Below are 21,572 nucleotides of genomic sequence, written 5' to 3' on the forward strand. Positions count from 1 at the left end.
AAAACCATGCGAACCCAGGTGGCCATCATCGGGGCCGGCCCGGCCGGGCTGTTGTTGGGCGCCTTGCTGCACCGGCAAGGCATCGACCATGTGATCGTCGAGCGCCAGACGCCCGACTATGTGCTGGGCCGCATCCGCGCCGGGGTGCTGGAGCAGGTGGCGGTCGACCTGCTGGACGAAGCCGGCGTGGGCGAGCGCATGCACCGCGAAGGCCTGCCCCACGACGGCTTCTCGCTGTGCTTCGACGACCGCCACCACCGCATCGACCTGCATGCGCTGACCGGCCAGCGGGTGATGGTCTATGGCCAGACCGAGGTCACGCGCGACCTGATGGACGCGCGCCGCGCGGCCGGGCTGACGACCGTCTACGCAGCCGAAAACGTGCACCCCGAAGGCTTCGGCGGCCACACGCCGGCGCTGCGTTACGCGCTGAACGGCACGCCGCATCGGATCGAGGCCGACTTCATCGTCGGCTGTGACGGCTTCCACGGCGTGGCCCGCGCCAGCGTGCCGGCCCAGGCGATCCAGACCAACGAGAAGGTCTACCCCTTCGGCTGGCTCGGCGTGCTGGCCGACGTGCCGCCGGTGCACGACGAGCTGATCTACGCCAACCACCCGCGCGGCTTCGCGCTGTGCAGCATGCGCAGCAAGACCCGCGTGCGCTACTACGTGCAGTGCTCGCTCGACGACCATGTCGAAGACTGGAGCGACGACCGCTTCTTCGCCGAGCTGAAGCGCCGCCTGCCCGAGGCCGACGCGACCCGCATGGTCGAGGGCCCGTCGATCGAGAAGAGCATCGCGCCGCTGCGCAGTTTCGTGGCCGAGCCGATGCGCTTCGGCCGCCTGTTCCTGGCCGGCGACGCGGCCCACATCGTGCCGCCCACCGGCGCCAAGGGGTTGAACCTGGCGGCGTCCGATGTCGGCATGCTCAGCCGCGCACTGGCCGAGCACTACCGCGGCAGCGATGCCGGCATCGACAGCTACTCGCAGCGCGCGCTGGCCCGCATCTGGAAGGCCGAGCGCTTCTCGTGGTGGTTCACCTCGCTGATGCACCGCTTTCCCGAAGCGGGCGAGTTCGGCCGCAAGATGCAGCACGCCGAGCTCGACTACCTGGTGCAGTCGGAGGCGGCGATGAAGGCGATGGCCGAGAACTACGTGGGGCTGCGGCTGGACGCATGAACGCGGGCCGGTGGGTGCGCGGGGTGGCGCGACGCCGGCCAAGGCAAGGTGAACCTCAGGGCTTTCCCGGGCAGTTCCTACAATTGCGCCCATGAAGCCCACCCCCGCCTACACCCGCGGCGCCGCGCTGCCCGCGATCCTTGCGCAACGCATTGCCATCATCGACGGGGCCATGGGCACCATGATCCAGCGCTACAAGCTGGGCGAGGCCGACTTCCGCAACGAGGCGCTGAAGGACCACCCGAAAGACCTGAAGGGCAACAACGACCTGCTGGTGCTGACGCGGCCCGACGTGATCCGGGAGATCCACGAGCAGTACCTGGCCGCCGGCGCCGACCTGATCGAGACCAACACCTTCGGCGCGACCTCGATCGCGCAGGAAGACTACGCCTTGGGCCACCTGGCGCGCGAGATGAACGTGGCCGCTGCCCGGATCGCCCGCGCCGCGGCCGACAAGTACAGCACGCCCGACCAGCCGCGCTTCGTCGCCGGCGCGTTGGGCCCGACGCCGCGCACCGCCAGCATCAGCCCCGATGTCAACGACCCCGGCGCCCGCAACGTCACCTTCGACCAGCTGCGCGCGAGCTACCGTGAACAGGCCGAGGGGCTGCTCGAAGGCGGGGTCGACCTGTTCCTGGTCGAGACGATCTTCGACACGCTCAACGCCAAGGCCGCGATCTTCGCGCTCGACGAGCTGATGGAAGAAACCGGCCAGCGGCTGCCGGTGATCATCTCCGGCACCGTCACCGATGCGTCGGGCCGCATCCTGTCGGGCCAGACGGTGGGCGCCTTCTGGCACTCGGTGCGGCACGCGCGGCCGCTGGCGATCGGCCTGAACTGCGCGCTCGGCGCCGCACTGATGCGCCCGTACATCGAAGAGCTGTCCCGCCTGGCCGACGACACCTTCATCAGCTGCTACCCGAACGCCGGCCTGCCCAACCCGATGAGCGACACCGGCTTCGACGAGACGCCCGAGGTCACGGGCGGGCTGATGGAAGAGTTCGCCAAGAGCGGCTTCCTGAACATCGTCGGCGGCTGCTGCGGCACCACGCCCGACCACATCGCGGCGATCGCGCGGCGCGTCAAGCCCTACCGGCCGCGGCACCGCCACGATCCCTTGTTGACCTCGCTCGTGAAAGCCGCCGCATGACGAAACAAGCGCTGCTGGTCATCGACGTGCAACGCGGGCTGTTCGAGCCGGCGCCGCACGAAGGCTACGCCGTGATGGAGCGCATCAACAGCCTGGCCGAACGGGCGCGCGCGGCCGGCGTGCCGGTCGTCTACGTGCAGCACGAGACGCGCGCCGGCGCGCTGGCCCACGGTACCGACGGCTGGCGGCTGGCCCACGGGCTGCAACCGCGTGACGGCGACCACTTCGTCCGCAAGACGACGCCCGATTCGTTCCTGCGCACCGACCTGCAAGACAAGCTGACGAGCTGGGGCACCGAGCAGGTGGTGATCTGCGGCTATGCGAGCGAGTTCTGCGTCGACACCACCACCCGCCGCGCCGCGGCCCTGGGCTACCCGGTGGTGCTGGTCGCCGATGCACACACCACGCACGACAAGCCGCACATGAGCGCCGCGCAGATCCGCGCGCACCACAACGCGACCCTGCCCGACATCGGCAGCTTCGGCGTGAAGATCGAGGCGCTGCCGGCCGCCGAGGTGGTCTTCTAGACCATCTTCTGCAGCTGTTCCAGGTTCGGCTGCACGCGCACATCGCCTGAGGGCACGCCGCCCTCGACCTTGTACTTCGGCAGCGCGGTGTGGCGCACCGCCGGCACCGCCAGCGGCATGCCTTCGCGGTTGACCAGGCTCACCACCGTCAGCGGCGCTTTCGGGTTGGGCTGGCGTTTCATCACCAGCGCAATCTCGCCGCAGGCCAGCTTGACCCAGGCCCCCGGCGGGTGCAGGCCGGTTTCGGCCAGCAGCGCCTGGCCGGCCTCGTCGGGGTGGCCGCCTTCGTCGAAGAAGGCCGCTTGCGCCGCGGCCTTGGCCGACAACGCGACACGGTTGCGGCGCGCACTCAGGCGCGCGGCGTAGCGGTCGGCGCGCTGGATCAGGCGCGCCAGGCGGATCGCCGGTTCGAGCTTGTCCAGCGGGCCGCTGGGTGCATCGTGGTGGTGGCGCATCGCGCCCAGCCACAGCGGGTCGTCGACGCCCGCGGCCTGCAGCAGCTCCACACCGCGCTGCGCATGCTGGTCGACCTGGTTGCGCTGGAGCGGGTTCAACGGCTCGGCCTGGCGCACCAGCGCCTGCTGCAACACGGTCATGCCCACGTTCATCGTCAGCGCCGCGCGGGTCAAGGGCCGGCGCCACTCGGGCTGCCAGCCGGGCAGGCGCGGGCCGGCCAGCGCGCACAGCAGCATCACCAGGATCGCGTGGTGGGTGCTGTAGTCCTCGGGCCGGGTGCCGGCGATGTGGATGAAGCGCAGCAGCGTCGCGTCGACCTGGCGGTCGAGGCGGTTCAGCATCTCTTGCGCCAGCTCGTCGGTGCGTGGCAGCCAGCGCGCCGCGCGGGTGTCGCCCAGCAGCACCCGGGCGCGGCTTTCGAGGTCTGGCCATTCGAGCGGGCGCTCGATCAGCGGCATCGGCTCGGTGGCACGCTGATCGAATTCGGGCCGCAGCGCCGCGATGTCGCCCAGGGTGCCGCCGCCGGTGCGGAACATCTGGTCGACCTGCGCGTTCAGCATGCGCTGCGCCACCCCCCGCTCGCCCTCGTCGATGAACAGGGCGCGGGCGAGCAGATAGCCCAGTTGCTGCTCGTCGGCGATCGGCGAGCCACGCTGCACCAGCACCTGGCCGTTGATGTCTCGCAACGAGAACGGCAGCGGGTAACCGGGTTCGAGCCCGTCGGGGGTGATCGGAACAAGTTTCATGGTGGCAGGCAGGCCCGCACCACCACAGGCGGTGGGGCTCCCGAGAGTCATCGGCCGAGCCCCGCCATTCTTGAGCCGAAAAGGTGACGTTAGCGCCTACTCAGCAGTTTTTTCGCGCGGCGTCGGCGGCGGCAGCACGCGGCCGGCTGCGGCTGGCGCCAGTGTCGTGTCGTCCAGCTTGCGCAGCCCCGCCGGCGGCGCCACCAGCCGGAACAGCATCTGGTCGTCGGCCGGGGGGCTGGCCGAGGCGACCCGCCAGTTCGGCACGCCCTTGGTCGCCAGGTGGCTGCGGACCGCGGCCAGGCGCTCGGCCGAGCGCGGGCCGGCCGGGGCAGCGGCCTGCAGCTTGGCGGCCGGCTGGCGCTTCAGGCTTTGCGACAGCTTGTCCAGCACCGCCTGCAGCGGCGGCTTGGGCGCCACGCCGGCGGCCGTGCCCGCGGGTGCGGTCGCCGGCACCGGGTCGAACGCGTATTTCATCGGCACGCTGAGCCGGACACTGCCGTCGCGCTCACCGACCACCTGCACCGGCGTGCCGGCGAACAGCTCGGTCAGCCAGCGGGCTTCGCCGGCCAGCGGCGCATCGGGCGGCAGCACCGGCTTGGCCGCGGCCGGGGTCTCGGTGGTGGTGGCCGAGCCGGGGTCGCCGGGCGCGGCGGGAGAAGGGGTCTGGCAGGCCTGCAAGGCGGCCAGCAACACGACGGCGGCACTCAGCGAGAGCGGGCGCATCGACAACGCGCAGGGTCTGCGCAGCCCGAAGGTATCCATGCCGCCATTGAAGCAAACGAGGCGCCTGACAAAGTGCACGGGTTGTAACAGCGGTCAAGCGTGGTAAGCCCTTGCTTGCGTAGAATTCGCGCACCGTCCGAGGAGCGTTGCGACGGCGTGGCCTTTCTTGCCGAAAGCCATGCCGCCAGGCTCGGCACGGGCACGCGGGCGCGTTCGAGCGTCGCGTGCGGCAACGGCGCTCACCCGGGTCGCGACGCGACCACTGCGGGTGAGCCGTGGTGGTCGCGCTGCGACCTGCAGCTCTTGAGTCCGCTGATTGCCGCCATGACCGACCGCTCCGCGCCCCTGCCTTCTGAACCCACCGCCGTCGCGCCGCCGCCGATGCGCCTGTCCGGCCTGGAGCCGGTGGCGATCGGTGCCGGCTCGCTGTTCGTCAACGTCGGCGAACGCACCAACGTGACCGGCTCCAAAGCCTTCGCCCGCATGATCCTGGCCGGCGAATACGAGCAGGCGCTGGCGGTCGCGCGCCAGCAGGTCGAGAACGGCGCGCAGGTCATCGACATCAACATGGACGAGGCCATGTTGGACAGCCAGGCGGCGATGGTGCGCTTCCTGAACCTCGTGGCCGGCGAGCCCGAGATCGCGCGCGTGCCGATCATGGTCGACTCGTCGAAGTGGAGCGTGATCGAGGCGGGCCTGAAGTGCCTGCAGGGCAAGGGCATCGTCAACTCGATCTCGCTGAAGGAAGGCGAGGCCGAGTTCAAGCGCCAGGCCACGCTGGTGCGCCGCTACGGCGCCGCCGCCGTGGTGATGGCCTTCGACGAAAAAGGCCAGGCCGACACCTTCGCGCGCAAGACCGAGATCTGCGCGCGGGCCTATCGCATCCTGGTCGACGAGGTCGGCTTCCCGCCCGAAGACATCATCTTCGACCCGAACATCTTCGCGATCGCCACCGGCATCGAAGAGCACGACAACTACGCGGTCGACTTCATCAACGCCACGCGCTGGATCAAGCAGAACCTGCCGGGCGCCAAAGTCTCGGGCGGCGTCTCGAACGTGAGCTTCAGCTTCCGCGGCAACGAGCCGGTGCGCGAGGCGATCCACACCGTGTTCCTGTACCACGCGATTCAGGCGGGCATGGACATGGGCATCGTCAACGCCGGCATGGTCGGCGTCTACGACGACCTCGAGCCGACCTTGCGCGAGCGCGTCGAAGACGTGGTGCTGAACCGCCGGCCCGATGCCGGCGAACGGCTGATCGAGATCGCCGAGAGCGCCAAGGGCGCGGCCAAGGACGACTCGCAGCGCCTGGCGTGGCGCAACGTGGGCGTCAACGAGCGACTGAGCCATGCGCTGGTGCACGGCATCACCGACTTCATCACCGAAGACACCGAGGAGGCCTGGCAAGCCATCAAGGCCGGCGGCGGTCGGCCGCTGCACGTGATCGAAGGCCCGCTGATGAGCGGCATGAACATCGTCGGCGACCTGTTCGGCGCCGGCAAGATGTTCCTGCCGCAGGTCGTGAAGAGCGCGCGGGTGATGAAGCAGGCCGTGGCCCACCTGCTGCCCTACATCGAGGCCGAGAAGGCCGCGATGATCGACGCCGGCGGCGAGGCCAAGCCGAAGGGCAAGATCGTCATGGCCACGGTCAAGGGCGACGTGCACGACATCGGCAAGAACATCGTCACCGTCGTGCTCCAGTGCAACAACTTCGAGGTCGTCAACATGGGCGTGATGGTCCCGTGCCAGGACATCCTCGAAAAGGCCCGCACCGAGGGCGCCGACCTGATCGGGCTGTCCGGCCTGATCACGCCCAGCCTCGAAGAGATGCAGCACGTGGCGGCCGAGATGCAGCGCGACGGGTGGTTCCGCGACAAGCAGATGCCGCTGCTGATCGGCGGCGCCACCACCAGCCGTGTGCACACCGCCGTGAAGATCTCGCCGCACTACGAGGGCCCGGTGGTCTACGTGCCGGACGCCTCGCGCGCGGTGGGCGTGTGCTCGGAGCTGTTGTCGGAAGAGCGCTCGCAGGCCTATCTGGCCGAGCTGCGCGCCGACTACGACCGCGTGCGCACCTTGCACGCCGGCAAGAAGGCGACGCCGCTGGTCACGCTGGCGCAGGCCCGCGCCAACAAGACGCCGATCGACTGGAGCCAGGCGCCGGCCGCGCCGCGCTTCATCGGCCGGCGGCTGTTTCGCCAGTACGACCTGGCCGAGCTGGCCGCCTGCATCGATTGGGCGCCGTTCTTCCAGACCTGGGACCTGGCCGGCCCCTACCCCGCGATCCTGCAGGACGCGGTGGTCGGCGACGCTGCGCGCCGCGTGCTGGCCGACGGCCAGGCGATGCTGAAGAAGATCATCGACGGCCGCTGGCTGCAGGCCCACGGCGTGATGGGCCTGTACCCGGCCAACACGGTCGACGACGACGTGATCGAGGTCTACACCGACGAGTCGCGCGAGCAGGTGCTGCTGCGCTGGGCGCCGCTGCGCATGCAGAGCCAGCGCCCGGTCATCGACGGCGCGAACGGAGAAAAAATTCAGCGGCCGAATCGCTCACTGGCCGACTTCATCGCGCCCACGGGCACGCAGCCCGACTACATCGGCCTGTTCGCGGTCACCGCCGGCATCGGCGCCGACAAGAAGGCCGCCCAGTTCGAGGCCGCGCACGACGACTACAGCGCGATCATGCTGAAGTCGCTGGCCGACCGCCTGGCCGAGGCTTTTGCCGAGCGCCTGCACCAGCGTGTGCGCACCGAGCTGTGGGGCTACGCCGCCGACGAGCAGCTGTCGAACCAGGAATTGATCGCCGAGAAATACCGCGGCATCCGCCCCGCGCCGGGTTACCCGGCCTGCCCGGACCACGGCGTGAAGCGCGAGATGTTCCGCGCGCTGGGCTGCGACGAGATCGGCATGGGCCTGACCGAGAGCCTGGCGATGACCCCGGCGGCGAGCGTGAGCGGGTTCTACCTCGCCCACCCGCAATCGACCTACTTCAATGTCGGGCCGGTGGGTGCCGACCAGCTGGCCGCCTGGGGCGCCGCGCTGGGCATTTCGAGCGACGAAGCGCGGCGGCGGTTGCTGTCGGTGATCGACGGCAGCCCGGGCGCCTCGGCGTAGAAGCTGGCGTTGAGCTGGGTTTCGCGCACGAGGTAGGTGCGGAACTGCTGGAACAGCTCGACATCGACCGGGCCCGGGTTGGCCCAGAAGCTGTCGAGCGGGCCCGGGTGCACCAGGCCCTCGATGGCGTACATGCACTCGCCCAGCGCGATCACCGGTGTGCCGTGGTACAGCGCCTGCAGGCCGGTGGTGCTGTTGACCGTGACCACGCCGGTGGCGTGCTTGAGCAGCGTCGGCAGGTGCTGGTCGTGGATGTAGTGCACCCGGTCGGCGATGCCCAGGCGCTCGGCCTCGACCGCGATCAGGCGGGTGTAGTCGTTGTAAGGCCGGTCCAGCGGGTGGTGCTTGAGCACCAGCAGTTGCTCGGCCGGCGCGTGCTGCGCAAACGACGCCATCACCTCGTGGATGAAGGTGCCGACGTCTTTGTAGTGCGAGTGGCGCCGGATCTGGCTGTCGTTGTAGACCTGCAGCGGCACCAGGTAGAAGCGCTTGTGCTGCTCGGGCGCAGCGAGGAAGCCCTGCATCTCGCGCTCGGTGAAGCGATACCACCACTTGCGCCAGGCGCCATGGGCCCACTTGAGACCTTGCCGGATCGGCGCGATCGAGCGGTGGTGGCGGTAGTGCGGGTAGCGCGGGTGGCCGATCGAGCGGGCCAGCGAGTAGGTGATCGCCGCGGCGGCCACGGCGCCGAAGCTCTGCCCGGTGGGCTGCGGCGTCGGCAGCGGCTCGATGTTCAGGTCGCGGTAGAAGGCCGGGTCGCGCGGCAGCGGCGACGCAGCGTTGACGCCACCGACTTCAAGCGTGACGTAGTCGGGCCGCACGTAACCTTCTTCGAACACGAAGACGGTGACGCCCAGCGCGCGGGCCTCTTCGATCGCCAGGTGGTGCATGCGGCGCGACTGGCCGAACAGCACGATCGCATCGAGCCGCAATTCGGTGATCAGCCGCCGCAGCCGGGCCGGCCATTGGTCGAGCGGGTCGCGAAAGCGGATGACCTGCTCGCCGCGGAAGAACCAGTCGTCACCGGCATTGAAATTGACTTTCCAGACCTGCTGGCCGTGCGCACGCAGCGTGCCGGCCAGTCGCTCGAAGAACGACCCCATCGGGCCCTGCAGCATCAAGGTGCGACGCTGGCAAAGCAAACGATCGAGCGAGGTGGGAATCATCAGAGGGTCAACGGATTCAACAACACCGCCGCACCAAGGGTGGACATACCCAGAGGCAACGGCAGCTCCAAACATTCAAGGCAAGCAACCCGCGTTCCCGCGGAGTCACGTGTACACGCCGCCACTGTGACGATCCACTGTGACACTCTAGGGAAAGGCCTGGAATGTGACGATCCCACGAATGGGTGGCACTTGTGGCGAATTTGATCTTTCTTGACGAAGTCGCCAGACGCCCCCAAGCCGGTCGCTGCGGGTGAGCCGCGGATTCTGCCGCGGCCAAAAATGCCAACGCTCGCGAACGTTTCCACAGCCGCTTGCTGCAACAAATGCTTTCTTTTTTCCGAATCTCCGGCGATTCGGGGGCGCACCCCGGTCAGGCGCGCCGCGCGCAGCAGGGTCAGGCGGCTTCGCCGCTCCACCACCGCCGCAGCGCCACGACATGGCGCAGCGTCCAGCGCCACGCGCGGCGGCCTGCCGATACCGGCCGGCGCCCGGCCGCGCCCTCGTCGCGCCAGCTCTGCAGCTCGGACAACGCCCGCTCGGCGGTCGTGAAGTGCCCGGTCACCCGGCTGACGTAGCTCGGGTACAGCAGCAGCGCGCCGGCGACCAAGGCGTCCAGGCTCAGCCGCCGCGTGCGGCGCGCGATCGGCTCGCGGTCTTGCGTGAGCCCCCAACCGGCGTAGAACGGGCAGCCCCAGCACACCACCGGCTTGCCGCGCAGCAGCGCCTCGAAACCGGCCAACGAGGTCAGCACATGCACCTCGTCGACCTGGCGCAGCACCTGGTCCATCGGCGCGTCGACGACGATCTCGTCGCACAACGCGGCCGCCGCACCCTCGCCGCAGCCCGCTTCGCGCAGCTGGGCCACGACGTCCGGGTGCGGCTTGTAGACCAGGTGCGCATCGGGCCGCTCGGCGCGCACCGCCTTGAGCAGCGCCATGTTCGTGCGCAGGCCCGGTGCACCCAGGCGGATCGACGCGTCGCCCTCGACCTGCCCGACCACCAGCACCACCGGCTTGGCCGTCGCGGGCCGCGGCCAGCGGGCCTGGCCGACGTTGTACTTGGTCAGCCCGGCGGCGAGGATGCGCTCTCGCAGCGCCCGGGCCCGCTCGCACAGCGTGTCGTCGAACACGGTCTCGGCCAACAAGCGCTCCAGCGCTGACGGCGCGGTCGCGTCGTAGTACATGCCCTGCCGGTCCATCACCCAGGACAGCGGCCGCACCAGGTCGGCACCCAGGCCGACCGAACGCAGGAAACCGTCTTCCAGCCGCACGACCAGCGGCGGCGCGCCCTCACCGGCCGCGGCGGGTGGCACCGGACGCCGGCCCCACAACGCCAGCCCGGCACCGGCCGGGACCGGGCGGTGGGCGCTCTGGAAACGCAGGTCGCTGCCGGCGAAAAAGGCCCGGGCGATCGGCTTCTTCCAGCGCGAAAAGCCCACCGCCACCATCTGCGCCGGGAAGCGCTCGCGCATGCGCCGCTGCAGCGCCATCCAGTCGAGCAGGCGCTCGGGCTCGCAGCGCTGGCCGGTCTCGGGGTCGAGGTAACGCGGGTAGTCGATCAGCGCCGCGTGGCTCAGCGCCGCCAGGCTGGCCGCGCCGCGCCGCTCGGGCGGGCTCAGCTCGTCGCGCGTCAGGCCCCAGCCGGCGTAGAACGGCATGCCGAAGCAGCGCAGCGGCAAACCCCACAACAGCGCTTCGAAGCCCATCTGCGAGGTCACGGTGTAGACCGCGCCGGCCCGCTCGAGCAGCCCGCAGGGGTGGGCCGGGCTCGCCAGCAACTGCACCCGCGCCGCCGCGCCGGGCGACAGCTGCGCAAAGTGGCCGCGCTTGCGGCCCGCCACCACATCGGGGTGGACCTTCAGCAACACGCGCGCGCCGGGGTGCTCGTCCAGTGCCGCCTCGAGCATGCGGGTGAAGCTGGCCGGCGTGGCACCGCCATAGGCGATCGACGCGTCGCCGAAGGTCTGGTCGATCACCAGCACGTCGCCGTCGCGCACCAGGCCCGGCGCTTCGCGCGCCTGGTTGTACTTGGACACGCGTGCCTCGCGCCAGCGCGTGGCCAGGGCCGACGCGCGCGCCTGCTGCGGCGCGGTCAGCGGCGTGGCGATCAATTGCTCCAGCCGCGACGGCCCGCCGGCGTCGTAGTAGATGCCGAGCGGGTCGATGACGACCGACAGCGGCGGCTCGTCGGCACCGAGCCCGACCGAGCGCAGAAAGCCGTCTTCGAGCCGGATCAGCGGCAACCGCCGCTCATGCGCCCAGGCCTCGGCGCGCTTGGCGCTGGGCTTGCGGCCCCAGACCAGCACGCCGTCGGGCCGCGCATCGGCGGCCTTGCGCGGGCCGACCAGCGACAACTCGGGCAGCAGCGCAGGCAGCGTGGGCGTGTGGGCCAGCAGGCCGGGCCCATGGACGACCGCCACGCGCCAGCCCGCCAGCGGCTGATCGCGCGCTGGCGCAGGCTCGGCGAGGGGGAAGCGGCTGGGGCTGGGCGGGGGCGCTGACGGCCTACCGGAAGAGATCAAGTTTCATGTCCGCGGGGGTTCCGTCGGCAGCATAGCCTTGCTTCAGGTGGCCATCGGCGTCCATCACGCGGATCGAGACCGCGTCGCTGGTCACGTCGACCTTCAGGAACCCGGGGCCGTCGGCGCCGGGCAGCGGAAACGGCGGCTGGCCCCAGAGGGCGATACGCTTTTTCGAGTAGTCCATGCCCAGGCACGCGACCGGGTCGCGCTGCAGGTTGGGCTCGAGGAAACCGCCGAGTGTCCAGGTGCCGGGCGCGCTGACCAGCAGCCGGCTGTCGGCCGGGTCGAGCCGGCAGTAGGTGTCGACCCAGGTCGACGGCATGTTGGCGTGCGGTGCGGACACCTCGGGCAGCCCGGCGTTGCGCCCGTCGTCGATCGCGCCGCTGGAGTGGATGTCGGCGCTCAGCACCACGACGTTGGCGATCTGGTGCTCCTGGATGAAGTTGAGCAGCTCGGCCCGCTCGGACGGGAACGCGCCCCAGGCGTCCCAGGGCTTGGTCGTCGGGTTGAAGGTGATCGGCGAGACGATGAACTTCCACACCGCGGTCGAGCGCGACAGCCCGTCGAGCAGCCACTGCTTCTGGCACTCGCCCAGCAGGCGGCCGGTGGCCGGGTCGCGGTTGCTGCGCGCGTCGAGCAAGAAAAAGCTGGCCAGGTTGCCGTGGCTGAAGCTTTGCCAGTCACCCGTCTCGCCGCAGAGCTGGTCTTCGCGCAGGCCGTTGTCGGCGGCCGGCAAGAAATAGTCTTTGTAGACGGCGCGGGCCAGGTCGCCGAACGGGCAGTGCGAATCCGAGCCGTTCATGCAGAAGTCGTGGTCGTCCCAGGCGTAGTACAGCGGGATCTGCAGCTGCTGCGCGGTCTTCGAGGTCACGAAGGCCTTGACGAAGTCGGCGCCCAGCGGCTGGGCCGGGTCGCGCATCAGGCGGCGCATCTGGCGCAGGTTGGTCAGCACCGTGTCGGCCTGCTCGATCGGGTAATAGTCTTGCGAGTTCGGCTGCCGGGCGGGGTCGGAGTGGTCCAGGTCGCCGACGATCAGCACGAAGTTCGGCCGCGGCGTCGTCGCGGTGCGCAAGGCCTTGCTCGAGCGCTGGCGGGTCATGAAATCACCCAGCACCGAGAAGCTCAGCGCCGTCGGGACCTTGACCGGCGTGCGGAAGTACGACGGCGTATTGCGGCTGACCTCGCCGAGCGCGTCGGTGAACTGCAGCGTGTAGCTGTAGCTGGTGTTGGCCTTCAACCCCGGCAGCGCAAAGCGGCCGGTGAAGTCGTGCGCCTCGGAGATCTCGATCTCGGGGCCATCGACCGACGCGCCGGCGCCGGTCGCCTTGTAGGTGACGTGGGCGGTGCCCGGCCCGCTCCAGCGGGCCCACACGGCGGCGCTGTCGGTGGTGACGACGCCCACCATCGGGCCATGGCTGGGCAGCCCGGCCTGGGCCAGGGCGGCGGCCCCGGCGGTGAGCAAACAAGCCCCGGTCAGCGCCGCGGCAAGCCGGCGACGCCACCCTTGCGGAGACGAAGGCCCCGCACCTTTGGACCATTTGGACATGGTCACCCCCCAGTCCATCTTCTTCGGGCCCGCCGGCCCGGCCTGATGTCAGGCCAAGCCGCTGGCTGCGAAATGCGGATTGTCGAAACCCGGCTTACCGTAGCGCAAATCGGCCCCGTCGGCCACCACAGTGACCCTGCCGCCTGCGGCACGCAGCACGGCATCGCCCGCGGCAATGTCCCATTCCATCGTCCGGCCCAGGCGCGGGTACAGGTCGGCTTCGCCCGCGGCGACCAGGCACAGCTTCAGCGACGAGCCGGCGTTGGTGCGCGAGGCGACCTTGCGGCCACCCAGGAACGCGTCGAGCGCGGTTTCGTCGCCGTGCGAGCGGCTGGCGACGACCGTCAGGCCCTCGGCCGGCACGGCGCGGCAGCGGATCGCGCGCTTGCCATCCTTGTCTTCGACCCAGGCGCCGACACCGACGGCGCCGGTGAACATGCGGCCGATCGCGGGGGCGTAGACCAGGCCCAGCACCGGCTTGCCGTGCTCGACCAGCGCGATGTTGACGGTGAATTCGCCGTTGCGGCTGATGAATTCCTTCGTGCCGTCGAGCGGGTCGACCAAGAAGAAGCGGTCGCTCACATCGGGGATGTTGCCCGCGGCGACGGCTTCTTCGGCCACGACCGGGATGCCCGGGGCGATCTTGGCCAGGCCGGCCAGGATCACGGTCTCGGCCTTCTGGTCGGCCTGCGTGACCGGCGACTCGTCGCCCTTCTTGGTCACGTCAAAGTCGGTCGCATAAATGTCCATGATCACCTGGCCGGCATCCCGCATCAGCGGGGTCAGTTGCTCGAGCAGGGCAGCAGCAGAGGTGTTCATAAGTCACATATACAAATGAGGGATTCGCCATTGTGCCCGGCGCGTGCCACAATCCAATCCCCTAAAACATTTTCTGACCGTGATTCGTGACTGCCCCCACCCCAGACATCGCAGCGCTCAACGCGCGCCGTCGGCGTGCGGTCGAGTTGCGGGTCGACGGGCGCAGCCTGAGCGAGATCCACGAGGCCACCGGGCTGAGCGTGCCGACGATCATCCAGGCCTACCGGGCGTTCGAAGCCGGCGGCTGGACGGCGATTGCCGTCGGCGCGCGGGGTCGGCCCAAGGGGGACGGCCGGGTGCTCAACATCGATCAGGAGCAGTCGCTGCGGCTGGCCGCGCTGACCGACCTGCCAGAGCGCCACGGCTTGCCGCCGGCGCTGTGGACCGGACAGTCGCTGCGCACGCTGGCCACCCGCCATTTCGGCACCTCGCTGGAGCCGCGCGCGGTGTCGCGCCTGCTGCAGCGCTGGGGCCTGGCGCTGGTGTCGCTGCGCGAGGCCAAGGCGGCTCGCTCGACGGCCGAAGCCGACTGGCTGGCGCAGAGCTGGTCCACCGCGGTGGAACAAGCCCGGGCCGACGGCTCGCAGCTGGCCTGGGCCGGCAGCCTGGCCCACCCGGATCGGCCGGCGCCCGGTGGGGTGCTGGTCGCCAGCCGGCCGCGCGGCAGCCTGGCCTGGTTGCCGGTGCCCGGCACGCTGGCCTCGGCCGACATCTATCTCGACTTCCTGGCCCGGTTGCTGCGCAGCGCGGCCGGGCCGTGGCGCGTGTACCTGCACGGGCCCGACTTTCGCCGTGTGCCCAAGGTGCAGCAATGGCTGGCCGCGCACCCGCGCCTGCAATTGCTGCCCGGCCCGCTGGCGCCGCGCGCGCGGCAGGCGCCCGAGCCGGCCTCGCCAGCGGCACCGCTGCCCCCGGCGCCCGCGCCGCACACCCGCCAACCGGTGGCCGCCGCGCCGACTTCCATCACGTTTTCGCCGCCGGCCCGTGCCGAGTCGGCGAACCCCGCTGCGATCATCGCGGCGCCGCCCGAAGCCCGGCCCCGCGCCGCCTCGATTTCCTTCCCTTCCCTGCCTGAAACAACGGACATCACCCCCATGAACCTGACCCACTTGCAGCGGCTGGAGGCCGAAAGCATTCACATCATGCGCGAGGTCGTCGCCGAGGCTGACAACCCGGTGATGCTGTACTCGATCGGCAAAGACTCGGCGGTGATGCTGCACCTGGCCAAGAAGGCCTTCTTCCCGTCGCCCCCGCCGTTCCCGCTGCTGCACGTGGACACCACCTGGAAGTTCCGCGCGATGTACGAGATGCGCGACCGCATGGCCAAGGAATTGGGCATGGAGCTGCTGGTGCACCACAACCCCGAGGCGATGGAGCTGGGCATCAACCCGTTCACGCACGGCTCGCAGATCCACACCGACATGTGGAAGACGCAAGGCCTGAAGCAGGCGCTGGACAAGTACGGCTTCGACGCCGCCTTCGGTGGCGCCCGCCGCGACGAAGAAAAGAGCCGCGCCAAGGAACGCATCTTCTCGTTCCGCTCGGCCCAACACCGCTGGGACCCGAAGAACCAGCGCCCCGAACTCTGGCGCCTGTACAACGGCCGCAAGCAAAAGGGCGAGTCGATCCGCGTGTTCCCGATCTCGAACTGGACCGAGCTCGACATCTGGCAATACATCTACCTCGAGAACGTGCCCATCGTGCCGCTGTACTTCGCGGCCGAGCGCCCGGTGGTCGACCGTGACGGCACGCTGATCATGGTCGACGACGACCGCATGCCGCTGCGCGACGGCGAAGTGCCGATGATGAAGAACGTGCGCTTCCGCACGCTGGGCTGCTACCCGCTGTCGGGCGCCGTGGAATCGACCGCCGACACGCTGCCGTCCATCATCCAGGAAATGCTGCTGACCAAGACGTCGGAGCGCCAGGGCCGCATGATCGACCACGACGCCGCCGCCTCGATGGAGAAGAAGAAGCAGGAGGGGTACTTCTAAGCCCCCCCGCCTTCATCTCCATTCACACAACACAGCTATTGAGGTAAGTCATGGCCCACCAATCGGACCTGATCTCCGTCGACATTGAAAAGTACCTGAAGCAGCACGAGAAGAAGAGCCTGCTGCGTTTCATCACCTGCGGCTCCGTCGATGACGGCAAGTCGACCGTCATCGGTCGCCTGCTGTACGAATCGAAGATGCTGTTCGAAGACCAGCTGGCCGCGATCGAGAATGACTCGAAGAAGTGGGGCACCCAGGGTGGTGACATCGACTTCGCGCTGCTGGTCGACGGCCTGGCCGCCGAGCGCGAGCAGGGCATCACGATCGACGTCGCCTACCGCTTCTTCTCGACCGACAAGCGCAAGTTCATCGTCGCCGACACCCCGGGCCACGAGCAGTACACGCGCAACATGATCACCGGCGCATCCACCGCCGACGTGGCCGTGGTGCTGATCGACGCGCGCAAGGGCGTGCTGACGCAGACCCGCCGCCACAGCTACCTGGTCAGCCTGATCGGCGTGCGCAAGGTCGTGCTGGCCATCAACAAGATGGACCTGGTCGACTACTCCGAGAAGGTCTTCAACCAGATCAACGAGGAATACCTCGAGTTCGCCAAGCAGATCGGCCTGAACGACGTCACCAGCATCCCGCTGTCGGGCCTGAAGGGCGACAACATGCTGACGGCCAGCGAGAAGACCCCCTGGTACCACGGCCCCACGCTGATGGGCTTCCTGGAAACCTGCGAGGTCGACGAATCCCGCCTGCAGAAGGAAGCCTTCCGCATGCCGGTGCAGTGGGTCAACCGCCCGAACCTCGACTTCCGCGGTTTCTGCGGCGTCATCACCGCCGGCATGATCAAGCCGGGCGACCGCATCCGCGCGCAGCCCTCGGGCCGTGAAAGCAAGGTCGCACGCATCGTCACCCTCAACGGCGACCTGCCGCTGGCCGTGGCCGGGCAGTCGATCACCCTGACGCTGGAAGACGAGATCGACATCTCACGCGGCGACGTGATCTCGGCCGCCGAGTCACCGGCCGAAGTGGCCGACCAGTTCGAAGCCGCGCTGGTCTGGATGCACGACGAGCCGATGATGCCGGGCCGTTCGTTCCTGATGAAGGTCGGCACCCAGACCGTCACCGCCTCGATCACCGAGCCGAAGTACAAGGTCAACGTCAACACGATGGAGCACCTGGCCGCCAAGCAGCTGGGCCTGAACGAAATCGGTGTCGTGAACTTGGCGCTGGACCGCCCGATCGCGTTCGACCCGTACACGGTCAACCGCGACACCGGCGGCTTCATCCTGATCAACCGCCTGACCAACAACACGGTCGGCGCGGGCATGCTGCACTTCGCGCTGCGCCGCTCGCACAACATCCACATGCAGCATGTGGACGTGGACAAGGCCGCCCGCGCCAAGGCCAAGGGCCAGCGCCCCGGCGTGCTGTGGTTCACCGGCCTGTCGGGCGCCGGCAAGTCGACGATCGCCAACCTGGTCGAGAAGAAGCTGCACGCGATGGGCCGCCACACCTATCTGCTGGACGGCGACAACATCCGCCACGGCCTGAACAAGGACCTGGGCTTCACCGAAGCCGACCGGGTGGAGAACATCCGCCGCGTCTCGGAAGTGGCGCGCCTGATGGTCGACTCGGGCCTGATCGTGCTGACCGCCTTCATCTCGCCGTTCCGCTCGGAACGCGCGATGGCGCGCGGCCTGCTGGGCCCCGGCGAGTTCGTCGAGATCCACGTCGACACGCCGCTGAACGTGGCCGAAGACCGCGACGTGAAGGGCCTGTACAAGAAGGCCCGTCGCGGCGAGATCGCCAACTTCACCGGCATCTCGAGCCCGTACGAGGCGCCGGAAATGCCCGAGTTGCGCCTGGACACGACCTCGATCAGCGCCGAACAGGCGGCCGACCAGGTCATCGCTCGCATCCGCGAGCTGGGCATGATCTGACGGCGGTAAACGGCAGGTAAAGAAGGGCCAACTCGGCCCTTGCAGTAGCAGTTTGGCACGTGCTCCGGCTTAACCAGGCCGGGGCACGGCCGATATCTCGCAACACAAGGGTGCATTCCTGCACCTTTTTGTTTGTCAAGCCGAGATACGCATGCCTGCACTCCTCGCTCCGGCCCTGCCCCGGCGCACCCACCTTGCTGCCCTGCTCGCCTCCTTGTGCCTCGCCGCCTGCGGCGGCGGCGGTGGCGAAGAATCCCCCACGGCCGACAGCGCCACCGCGCCGCCGGCCGAGACCTCCCAGTCCGGTGGCCAGGCGGGCAGCGGTGCCCAAGCCGGCACCGACGGCACCCAGGCGGGCACCGGCACCGACGGCGCCCAGGCCGGCACCGACAGCGCCCAGACCCAGGGCCTGAACCTGCCGGCCGGCACCACCCGCGCCGACGCCTTCCGCCTGCTGACCCAAGCCAGTTTCGGCCCGACCGAGGCCGAGGTCAGCCGCACGATGACGCTAGGCGCCACCGGCTGGGTCGACGAGCAACTGGCCAAGCCGGCCAAGGCCGTGCACCTGACCCGCTGGAACAACGACGACGCCGCGGCGAAACTCAAGGACCCCAAGGCCACGGCCGGCGCGCCGAGCGTCGTGTCGTCGTTCTACCAACAGGCGTTGCAGGCCGACGACCAGCTGCGCCAACGCGCGGTGTTCGCGCTGTCGCAGCTGTTCGTCGTCTCGACCTACGACCTGGCCAGCGAGCGCGGCCAGGCCGTGGCCTCGTGGGCCGACATGCTGGGCCGCGACGCCTTCGGCAACTTCCGCACGCTGCTGCAGGACGTGGCGATGCACCCGGCGATGGGCCTGTACCTGTCGCACCTGAAGAACCGCAAGGAAGACCTGGTGCTGGGCCGCGTGCCGGACCAGAACTTCGCCCGCGAGATCATGCAGCTGTTCACCATCGGCCTGGTGCAGCTCAACAACGACGGCACGCCGAAGAAAGACGGCAACGGCGCGCTGCTCGACACCTACGGCGCCGGCGACATCGAAGGCCTCGCCTCGGTCTTCACCGGTTTCTCGTGGGGCGGCCCGGACCAGCTCAACAGCCGCTTCGCCGGCTCGACGCAAGACCCGCTGCGCCTGGTGATCCCGATGCAGGGCTACCCGCAGTACCACTCGGTGCTGCCCAAGAGCTTCCTCGGCACCACGGTGGCGGCGCAAAGCCCGGCCAACCCCGCGGCGAGCCTGAAGGCGGCGCTGGACACGCTGTTCGCCCACCCCAACGTCGGCCCGTTCGTCAGCCGCCAGCTGATCCAGCGCCTGGTCACCAGCGCGCCCAGCCCGGCCTACGTGGCCCGCGTGGCCGCCGTGTTCAACAACAACGGCTCCGGCGTGCGCGGCGACATGAAGGCCGTCTTCCGCGCCATCCTGCTCGACAACGAGGCCCGCTCGGCCACGCTGGCCGCCGGCGCGCAATACGGCAAGGTCAAGGAGCCGGTGCTGCGTCTGACCGCGTTCCTGCGTGCCTTCGGCGTCAAGAGCGACAGCGGCAAAGTGCTGATGAACTTCACCGACGACCCCGGCCTGCAACTGGCGCAGACGCCGTTCCGCTCGCCCAGCGTCTTCAACTTCTACCGCCCGGGCTATGTGCCGTCGGGTGGCGAGGCCGCCTCGTACGGCATGACGCTGCCCGAGATGCAGATCACCGACGAATCCAGCGTGGCCGGCTACGCCAACTACATGATCACCGCGGTCAAGGCCGGTGTCGGCCCGCGCGGCATCAACAACACCGGCGCCCGGCCCGACCTGCAGCTGAACTACACCGCGCTGCAGCCGCTGGCGCTCGACCCGGCCGGGCTGGTCGACAAGGTCAACGCGCGCTACTTCGGCGAAACGGTCAACAGCGCGCTGCGCACCGAGCTGATCAACGCCGTCACCTCGATCACCGTGCCGACCCTGAAGCCGGACGGCAGCAACAAGGCGCTGGTCGACAAGGCCAAGACCAACCGTGTCTGGACCGCCGTGGCGATGCCGCTGGTGACCCCCGAATTCATCGTCCAGAAGTGACGCCCGACCCGACGAGCCCGATTGCCATGAACCGTCCGCTTTCGAACCCCACCCGCCGTGAACTGCTGCGCCGCGGCGCCGCCCTGGGCCTGGCCCAGCCGGCGATGTCCGGCCTCGGCGGCCTGGGCCTGAGCCTGGCCGCGATGGGCCCGGCCGCCGCCGCCAGCACCGGCGGCTACAAGGCCCTGGTCTGCATCTTCCTGACCGGCGGCAACGACGCCTACAACACACTGCTGGCGACCGACAGCGCCTCGTGGGCGGCCTACAACGCCGCCCGCGAAACCAGCGCCGAAGGCATCGCGCTGGCCGCCCCCGGCACGCCGGCACAACAAAGTGGCTCGCTGCACGCCCGCCTGGGCGGCGTGCTGCCGATCAGCCCGATCAACGCGCAAGGCCGCACGCTGGCGCTGCACCCGACGCTGGGCGCCGTGCGCAACCTGTTCGCCGCGCAGCGGCTGGCCTGCGTCAGCAACGTCGGCCCGCTGTCCGGCCCGACGACCAAGACCGCCTTCCTTGCCGGCACCGCGCCGAAGCCGCCCAAGCTGTTCTCGCACAACGACCAGCAATCGGTCTGGCAATCGTTCTCGGCCGAAGGCACGACGCGCGGCTGGGGCGGCCTGATGGCCGACCGCGTGCTGTCGGCCAACAGCAAGTCGATGTTCACGTCGGTCAGCGTCAGCGGCAACGCGGTCTGGCTGTCCGGCCAGGGCGCGCGGCCTTACCAACTGGCGCCCACCGGGGCGATCCACATCGGCGGCAGCGACGGCACCGTCTACGGCTCGGCCGCGGTGCGCCAGCGCATGGTGGCGCTGATGCGCGGCACCCGCGTCGACAGCGTCGCCCAGCGTGAGCACGCCGCCGTCGTCGGCCGCTCGGTCGATGCCGACCTGCTGCTGTCCGGCGCGCTGCCGGGCGCCGGCGCGGGCCCGTGGGGCACCGGTGGCCTGGGCGTCGGCCAGCCCGACCCGATGCTGCAGTTCCGCGACCCCGAAACCAACACGCTGATGCCCAACCCGCTGGCCGCACAGCTGCAGGCGGTGGCCCGCATGGTGGCCGCGCGCGGCACGCTGGGCATGGCGCGCCAGGTCTTCTTCGTCACGCTGCCGGGCTTCGACACGCACGACCTGCAGCCCTCGCGCCACACCCGCCTGATGGCCCAGCTGGCGCATGGCCTGAGCTACTTCGACAACGTGACCACCGCGATGGGTGTCGACGACTTCGTCACCACCTTCACCGCCAGCGACTTCGGCCGCACGCTCGCCGCCAACGGCGACGGCTCGGACCACGGCTGGGGCGGCCACCACTTCGTGATGGGCGGCGCGGTGCGCGGTGGCGACATCTACGGCAAGCTGCCGGCCTACGGCCTGTCTGACGGCAAGGGCGGTTTCAACAGCGCCGACCAGCTGCAAGGCGGCTCGCTGCTGCCGACCACCAGCGTCGAGGCCTACGCCGCCACGCTGGGCAAGTGGTTCGGCCTGACCGACAGCGAGCTGCTGAGCGTGCTGCCGGGCCTGTCCGCGTGGAACTACAGCCAGCGCAACCTCGGCTTCATGGCGGCTTGACCAGCGGCGCGATTGATGGCCCCAACGGCCACCGCTCGCGCCAACAAATAAC

The 21,572-nt window shown here is 69.6% G+C and carries 13 protein-coding genes, 2 pseudogenes and 1 riboswitch; of the genes and pseudogenes, 9 read left to right on the top strand and 6 right to left on the bottom strand.

Going from position 1 to position 21,572, the window contains the following annotated elements; translation table 11 throughout:
• Positions 1–6 precede the first annotated feature (6 nt).
• From pobA to ACE3SG_RS22485, 3 genes are all read left to right on the top strand, one after another.
• Positions 7–1,179, top strand: coding sequence for a 4-hydroxybenzoate 3-monooxygenase (pobA, locus tag ACE3SG_RS22475; RefSeq protein WP_374568456.1), 1,173 nt, complete (start codon positions 7–9; stop codon positions 1,177–1,179).
• A gap of 91 nt (positions 1,180–1,270) precedes the next feature.
• Complete coding sequence (locus tag ACE3SG_RS22480) at positions 1,271–2,329, top strand: homocysteine S-methyltransferase family protein (protein ID WP_374568457.1); 1,059 nt, start codon at positions 1,271–1,273, stop codon at positions 2,327–2,329.
• Positions 2,326–2,856, top strand: coding sequence for a cysteine hydrolase family protein (locus ACE3SG_RS22485; protein ID WP_374568458.1), 531 nt, complete (start codon positions 2,326–2,328; stop codon positions 2,854–2,856). The genes ACE3SG_RS22480 and ACE3SG_RS22485 overlap by 4 nt, the downstream gene beginning before the upstream one ends.
• Here ACE3SG_RS22485 and ACE3SG_RS22490 read toward each other — a convergent pair.
• Together ACE3SG_RS22490 and ACE3SG_RS22495 are read right to left on the bottom strand one after the other, a co-directional pair.
• Positions 2,853–4,058 (bottom strand): HD-GYP domain-containing protein, encoded by a 1,206-nt coding sequence (locus ACE3SG_RS22490; RefSeq protein WP_374568459.1) that lies wholly within the window; start codon positions 4,056–4,058, stop codon positions 2,853–2,855. The genes ACE3SG_RS22485 and ACE3SG_RS22490 overlap by 4 nt on opposite strands.
• A gap of 96 nt (positions 4,059–4,154) precedes the next feature.
• Positions 4,155–4,784 carry a hypothetical protein gene (locus ACE3SG_RS22495; protein ID WP_374568460.1) on the bottom strand — a complete coding sequence of 210 codons (630 nt, stop codon included), beginning with the start codon at positions 4,782–4,784 and terminating at the stop codon, positions 4,155–4,157.
• Between the two features lie 132 nt (positions 4,785–4,916).
• Positions 4,917–5,032: riboswitch (S-adenosyl-L-homocysteine riboswitch) on the top strand.
• A gap of 76 nt (positions 5,033–5,108) precedes the next feature.
• Here ACE3SG_RS22495 and metH point away from each other — a divergent pair.
• Positions 5,109–7,901, top strand: a complete 2,793-nt coding sequence (gene metH, locus ACE3SG_RS22500) for a methionine synthase (RefSeq protein ID WP_374568461.1) — start codon at positions 5,109–5,111, stop codon at positions 7,899–7,901.
• 56 nt (positions 7,902–7,957) lie between these two features.
• Here metH and ACE3SG_RS22505 read toward each other — a convergent pair.
• From ACE3SG_RS22505 to cysQ, 4 genes and pseudogenes are all read right to left on the bottom strand, one after another.
• A pseudogene (locus tag ACE3SG_RS22505) lies at positions 7,958–9,142 on the bottom strand (capsule biosynthesis protein); the annotation flags it as partial.
• Between the two features lie 322 nt (positions 9,143–9,464).
• Positions 9,465–11,489 (bottom strand): capsular polysaccharide biosynthesis protein, encoded by a 2,025-nt coding sequence (locus ACE3SG_RS22510; protein ID WP_374568462.1) that lies wholly within the window; start codon positions 11,487–11,489, stop codon positions 9,465–9,467.
• 85 nt (positions 11,490–11,574) lie between these two features.
• Positions 11,575–13,053, bottom strand: coding sequence for an alkaline phosphatase (locus tag ACE3SG_RS22515; protein ID WP_374568463.1), 1,479 nt, complete (start codon positions 13,051–13,053; stop codon positions 11,575–11,577).
• 132 nt (positions 13,054–13,185) lie between these two features.
• Positions 13,186–13,956, bottom strand: a complete 771-nt coding sequence (gene cysQ, locus ACE3SG_RS22520; RefSeq protein ID WP_374568464.1) for a 3'(2'),5'-bisphosphate nucleotidase CysQ — start codon at positions 13,954–13,956, stop codon at positions 13,186–13,188.
• Positions 13,957–14,252: 296 nt separating this feature from the next.
• On the opposite strand from cysQ, the pseudogene ACE3SG_RS22525 reads away from it, so the two are divergent.
• The 5 genes and pseudogenes from ACE3SG_RS22525 to ACE3SG_RS22545 form a co-directional block, all read left to right on the top strand.
• Positions 14,253–14,429 (top strand): annotated as a pseudogene (locus ACE3SG_RS22525) (winged helix-turn-helix domain-containing protein); the annotation flags it as partial.
• Between the two features lie 621 nt (positions 14,430–15,050).
• Positions 15,051–15,950 carry a sulfate adenylyltransferase subunit CysD gene (gene cysD / locus ACE3SG_RS22530; RefSeq protein WP_374568543.1) on the top strand — a complete coding sequence of 300 codons (900 nt, stop codon included), beginning with the start codon at positions 15,051–15,053 and terminating at the stop codon, positions 15,948–15,950.
• Positions 15,951–16,000: 50 nt separating this feature from the next.
• Entirely contained in the window at positions 16,001–17,902 is a 1,902-nt protein-coding gene (cysN, locus tag ACE3SG_RS22535; protein WP_374568465.1) for a sulfate adenylyltransferase subunit CysN, read from the top strand.
• A 151-nt stretch (positions 17,903–18,053) separates the two neighbouring features.
• The gene (locus ACE3SG_RS22540; protein WP_374568466.1) at positions 18,054–19,958 is read left to right on the top strand and encodes a DUF1800 family protein; all 1,905 of its coding nucleotides are present in this window, start codon (positions 18,054–18,056) and stop codon (positions 19,956–19,958) included.
• Between the two features lie 26 nt (positions 19,959–19,984).
• Positions 19,985–21,520, top strand: a complete 1,536-nt coding sequence (locus ACE3SG_RS22545; protein WP_374568467.1) for a DUF1501 domain-containing protein — start codon at positions 19,985–19,987, stop codon at positions 21,518–21,520.
• Positions 21,521–21,572 lie beyond the last annotated feature (52 nt).

Source organism: Ideonella sp. (assembly GCF_041914305.1).
Classification (GTDB): domain Bacteria; phylum Pseudomonadota; class Gammaproteobacteria; order Burkholderiales; family Burkholderiaceae_C; genus Ideonella.

Coding starts and splice junctions, on each gene's coding strand:
- ACE3SG_RS22485 (WP_374568458.1), top strand. CDS start 2,326: ATGACGAAACAAGCGCTGCTGGTCATCGACGTGCAACGCGGGCTGTTC.
- ACE3SG_RS22495 (WP_374568460.1), bottom strand. CDS start 4,784: ATGCGCCCGCTCTCGCTGAGTGCCGCCGTCGTGTTGCTGGCCGCCTTG.
- ACE3SG_RS22545 (WP_374568467.1), top strand. CDS start 19,985: ATGAACCGTCCGCTTTCGAACCCCACCCGCCGTGAACTGCTGCGCCGC.
- pobA (WP_374568456.1), top strand. CDS start 7: ATGCGAACCCAGGTGGCCATCATCGGGGCCGGCCCGGCCGGGCTGTTG.
- metH (WP_374568461.1), top strand. CDS start 5,109: ATGACCGACCGCTCCGCGCCCCTGCCTTCTGAACCCACCGCCGTCGCG.
- ACE3SG_RS22490 (WP_374568459.1), bottom strand. CDS start 4,058: ATGAAACTTGTTCCGATCACCCCCGACGGGCTCGAACCCGGTTACCCG.
- cysQ (WP_374568464.1), bottom strand. CDS start 13,956: ATGAACACCTCTGCTGCTGCCCTGCTCGAGCAACTGACCCCGCTGATG.
- cysN (WP_374568465.1), top strand. CDS start 16,001: ATGGCCCACCAATCGGACCTGATCTCCGTCGACATTGAAAAGTACCTG.
- cysD (WP_374568543.1), top strand. CDS start 15,051: ATGAACCTGACCCACTTGCAGCGGCTGGAGGCCGAAAGCATTCACATC.
- ACE3SG_RS22480 (WP_374568457.1), top strand. CDS start 1,271: ATGAAGCCCACCCCCGCCTACACCCGCGGCGCCGCGCTGCCCGCGATC.
- ACE3SG_RS22540 (WP_374568466.1), top strand. CDS start 18,054: ATGCCTGCACTCCTCGCTCCGGCCCTGCCCCGGCGCACCCACCTTGCT.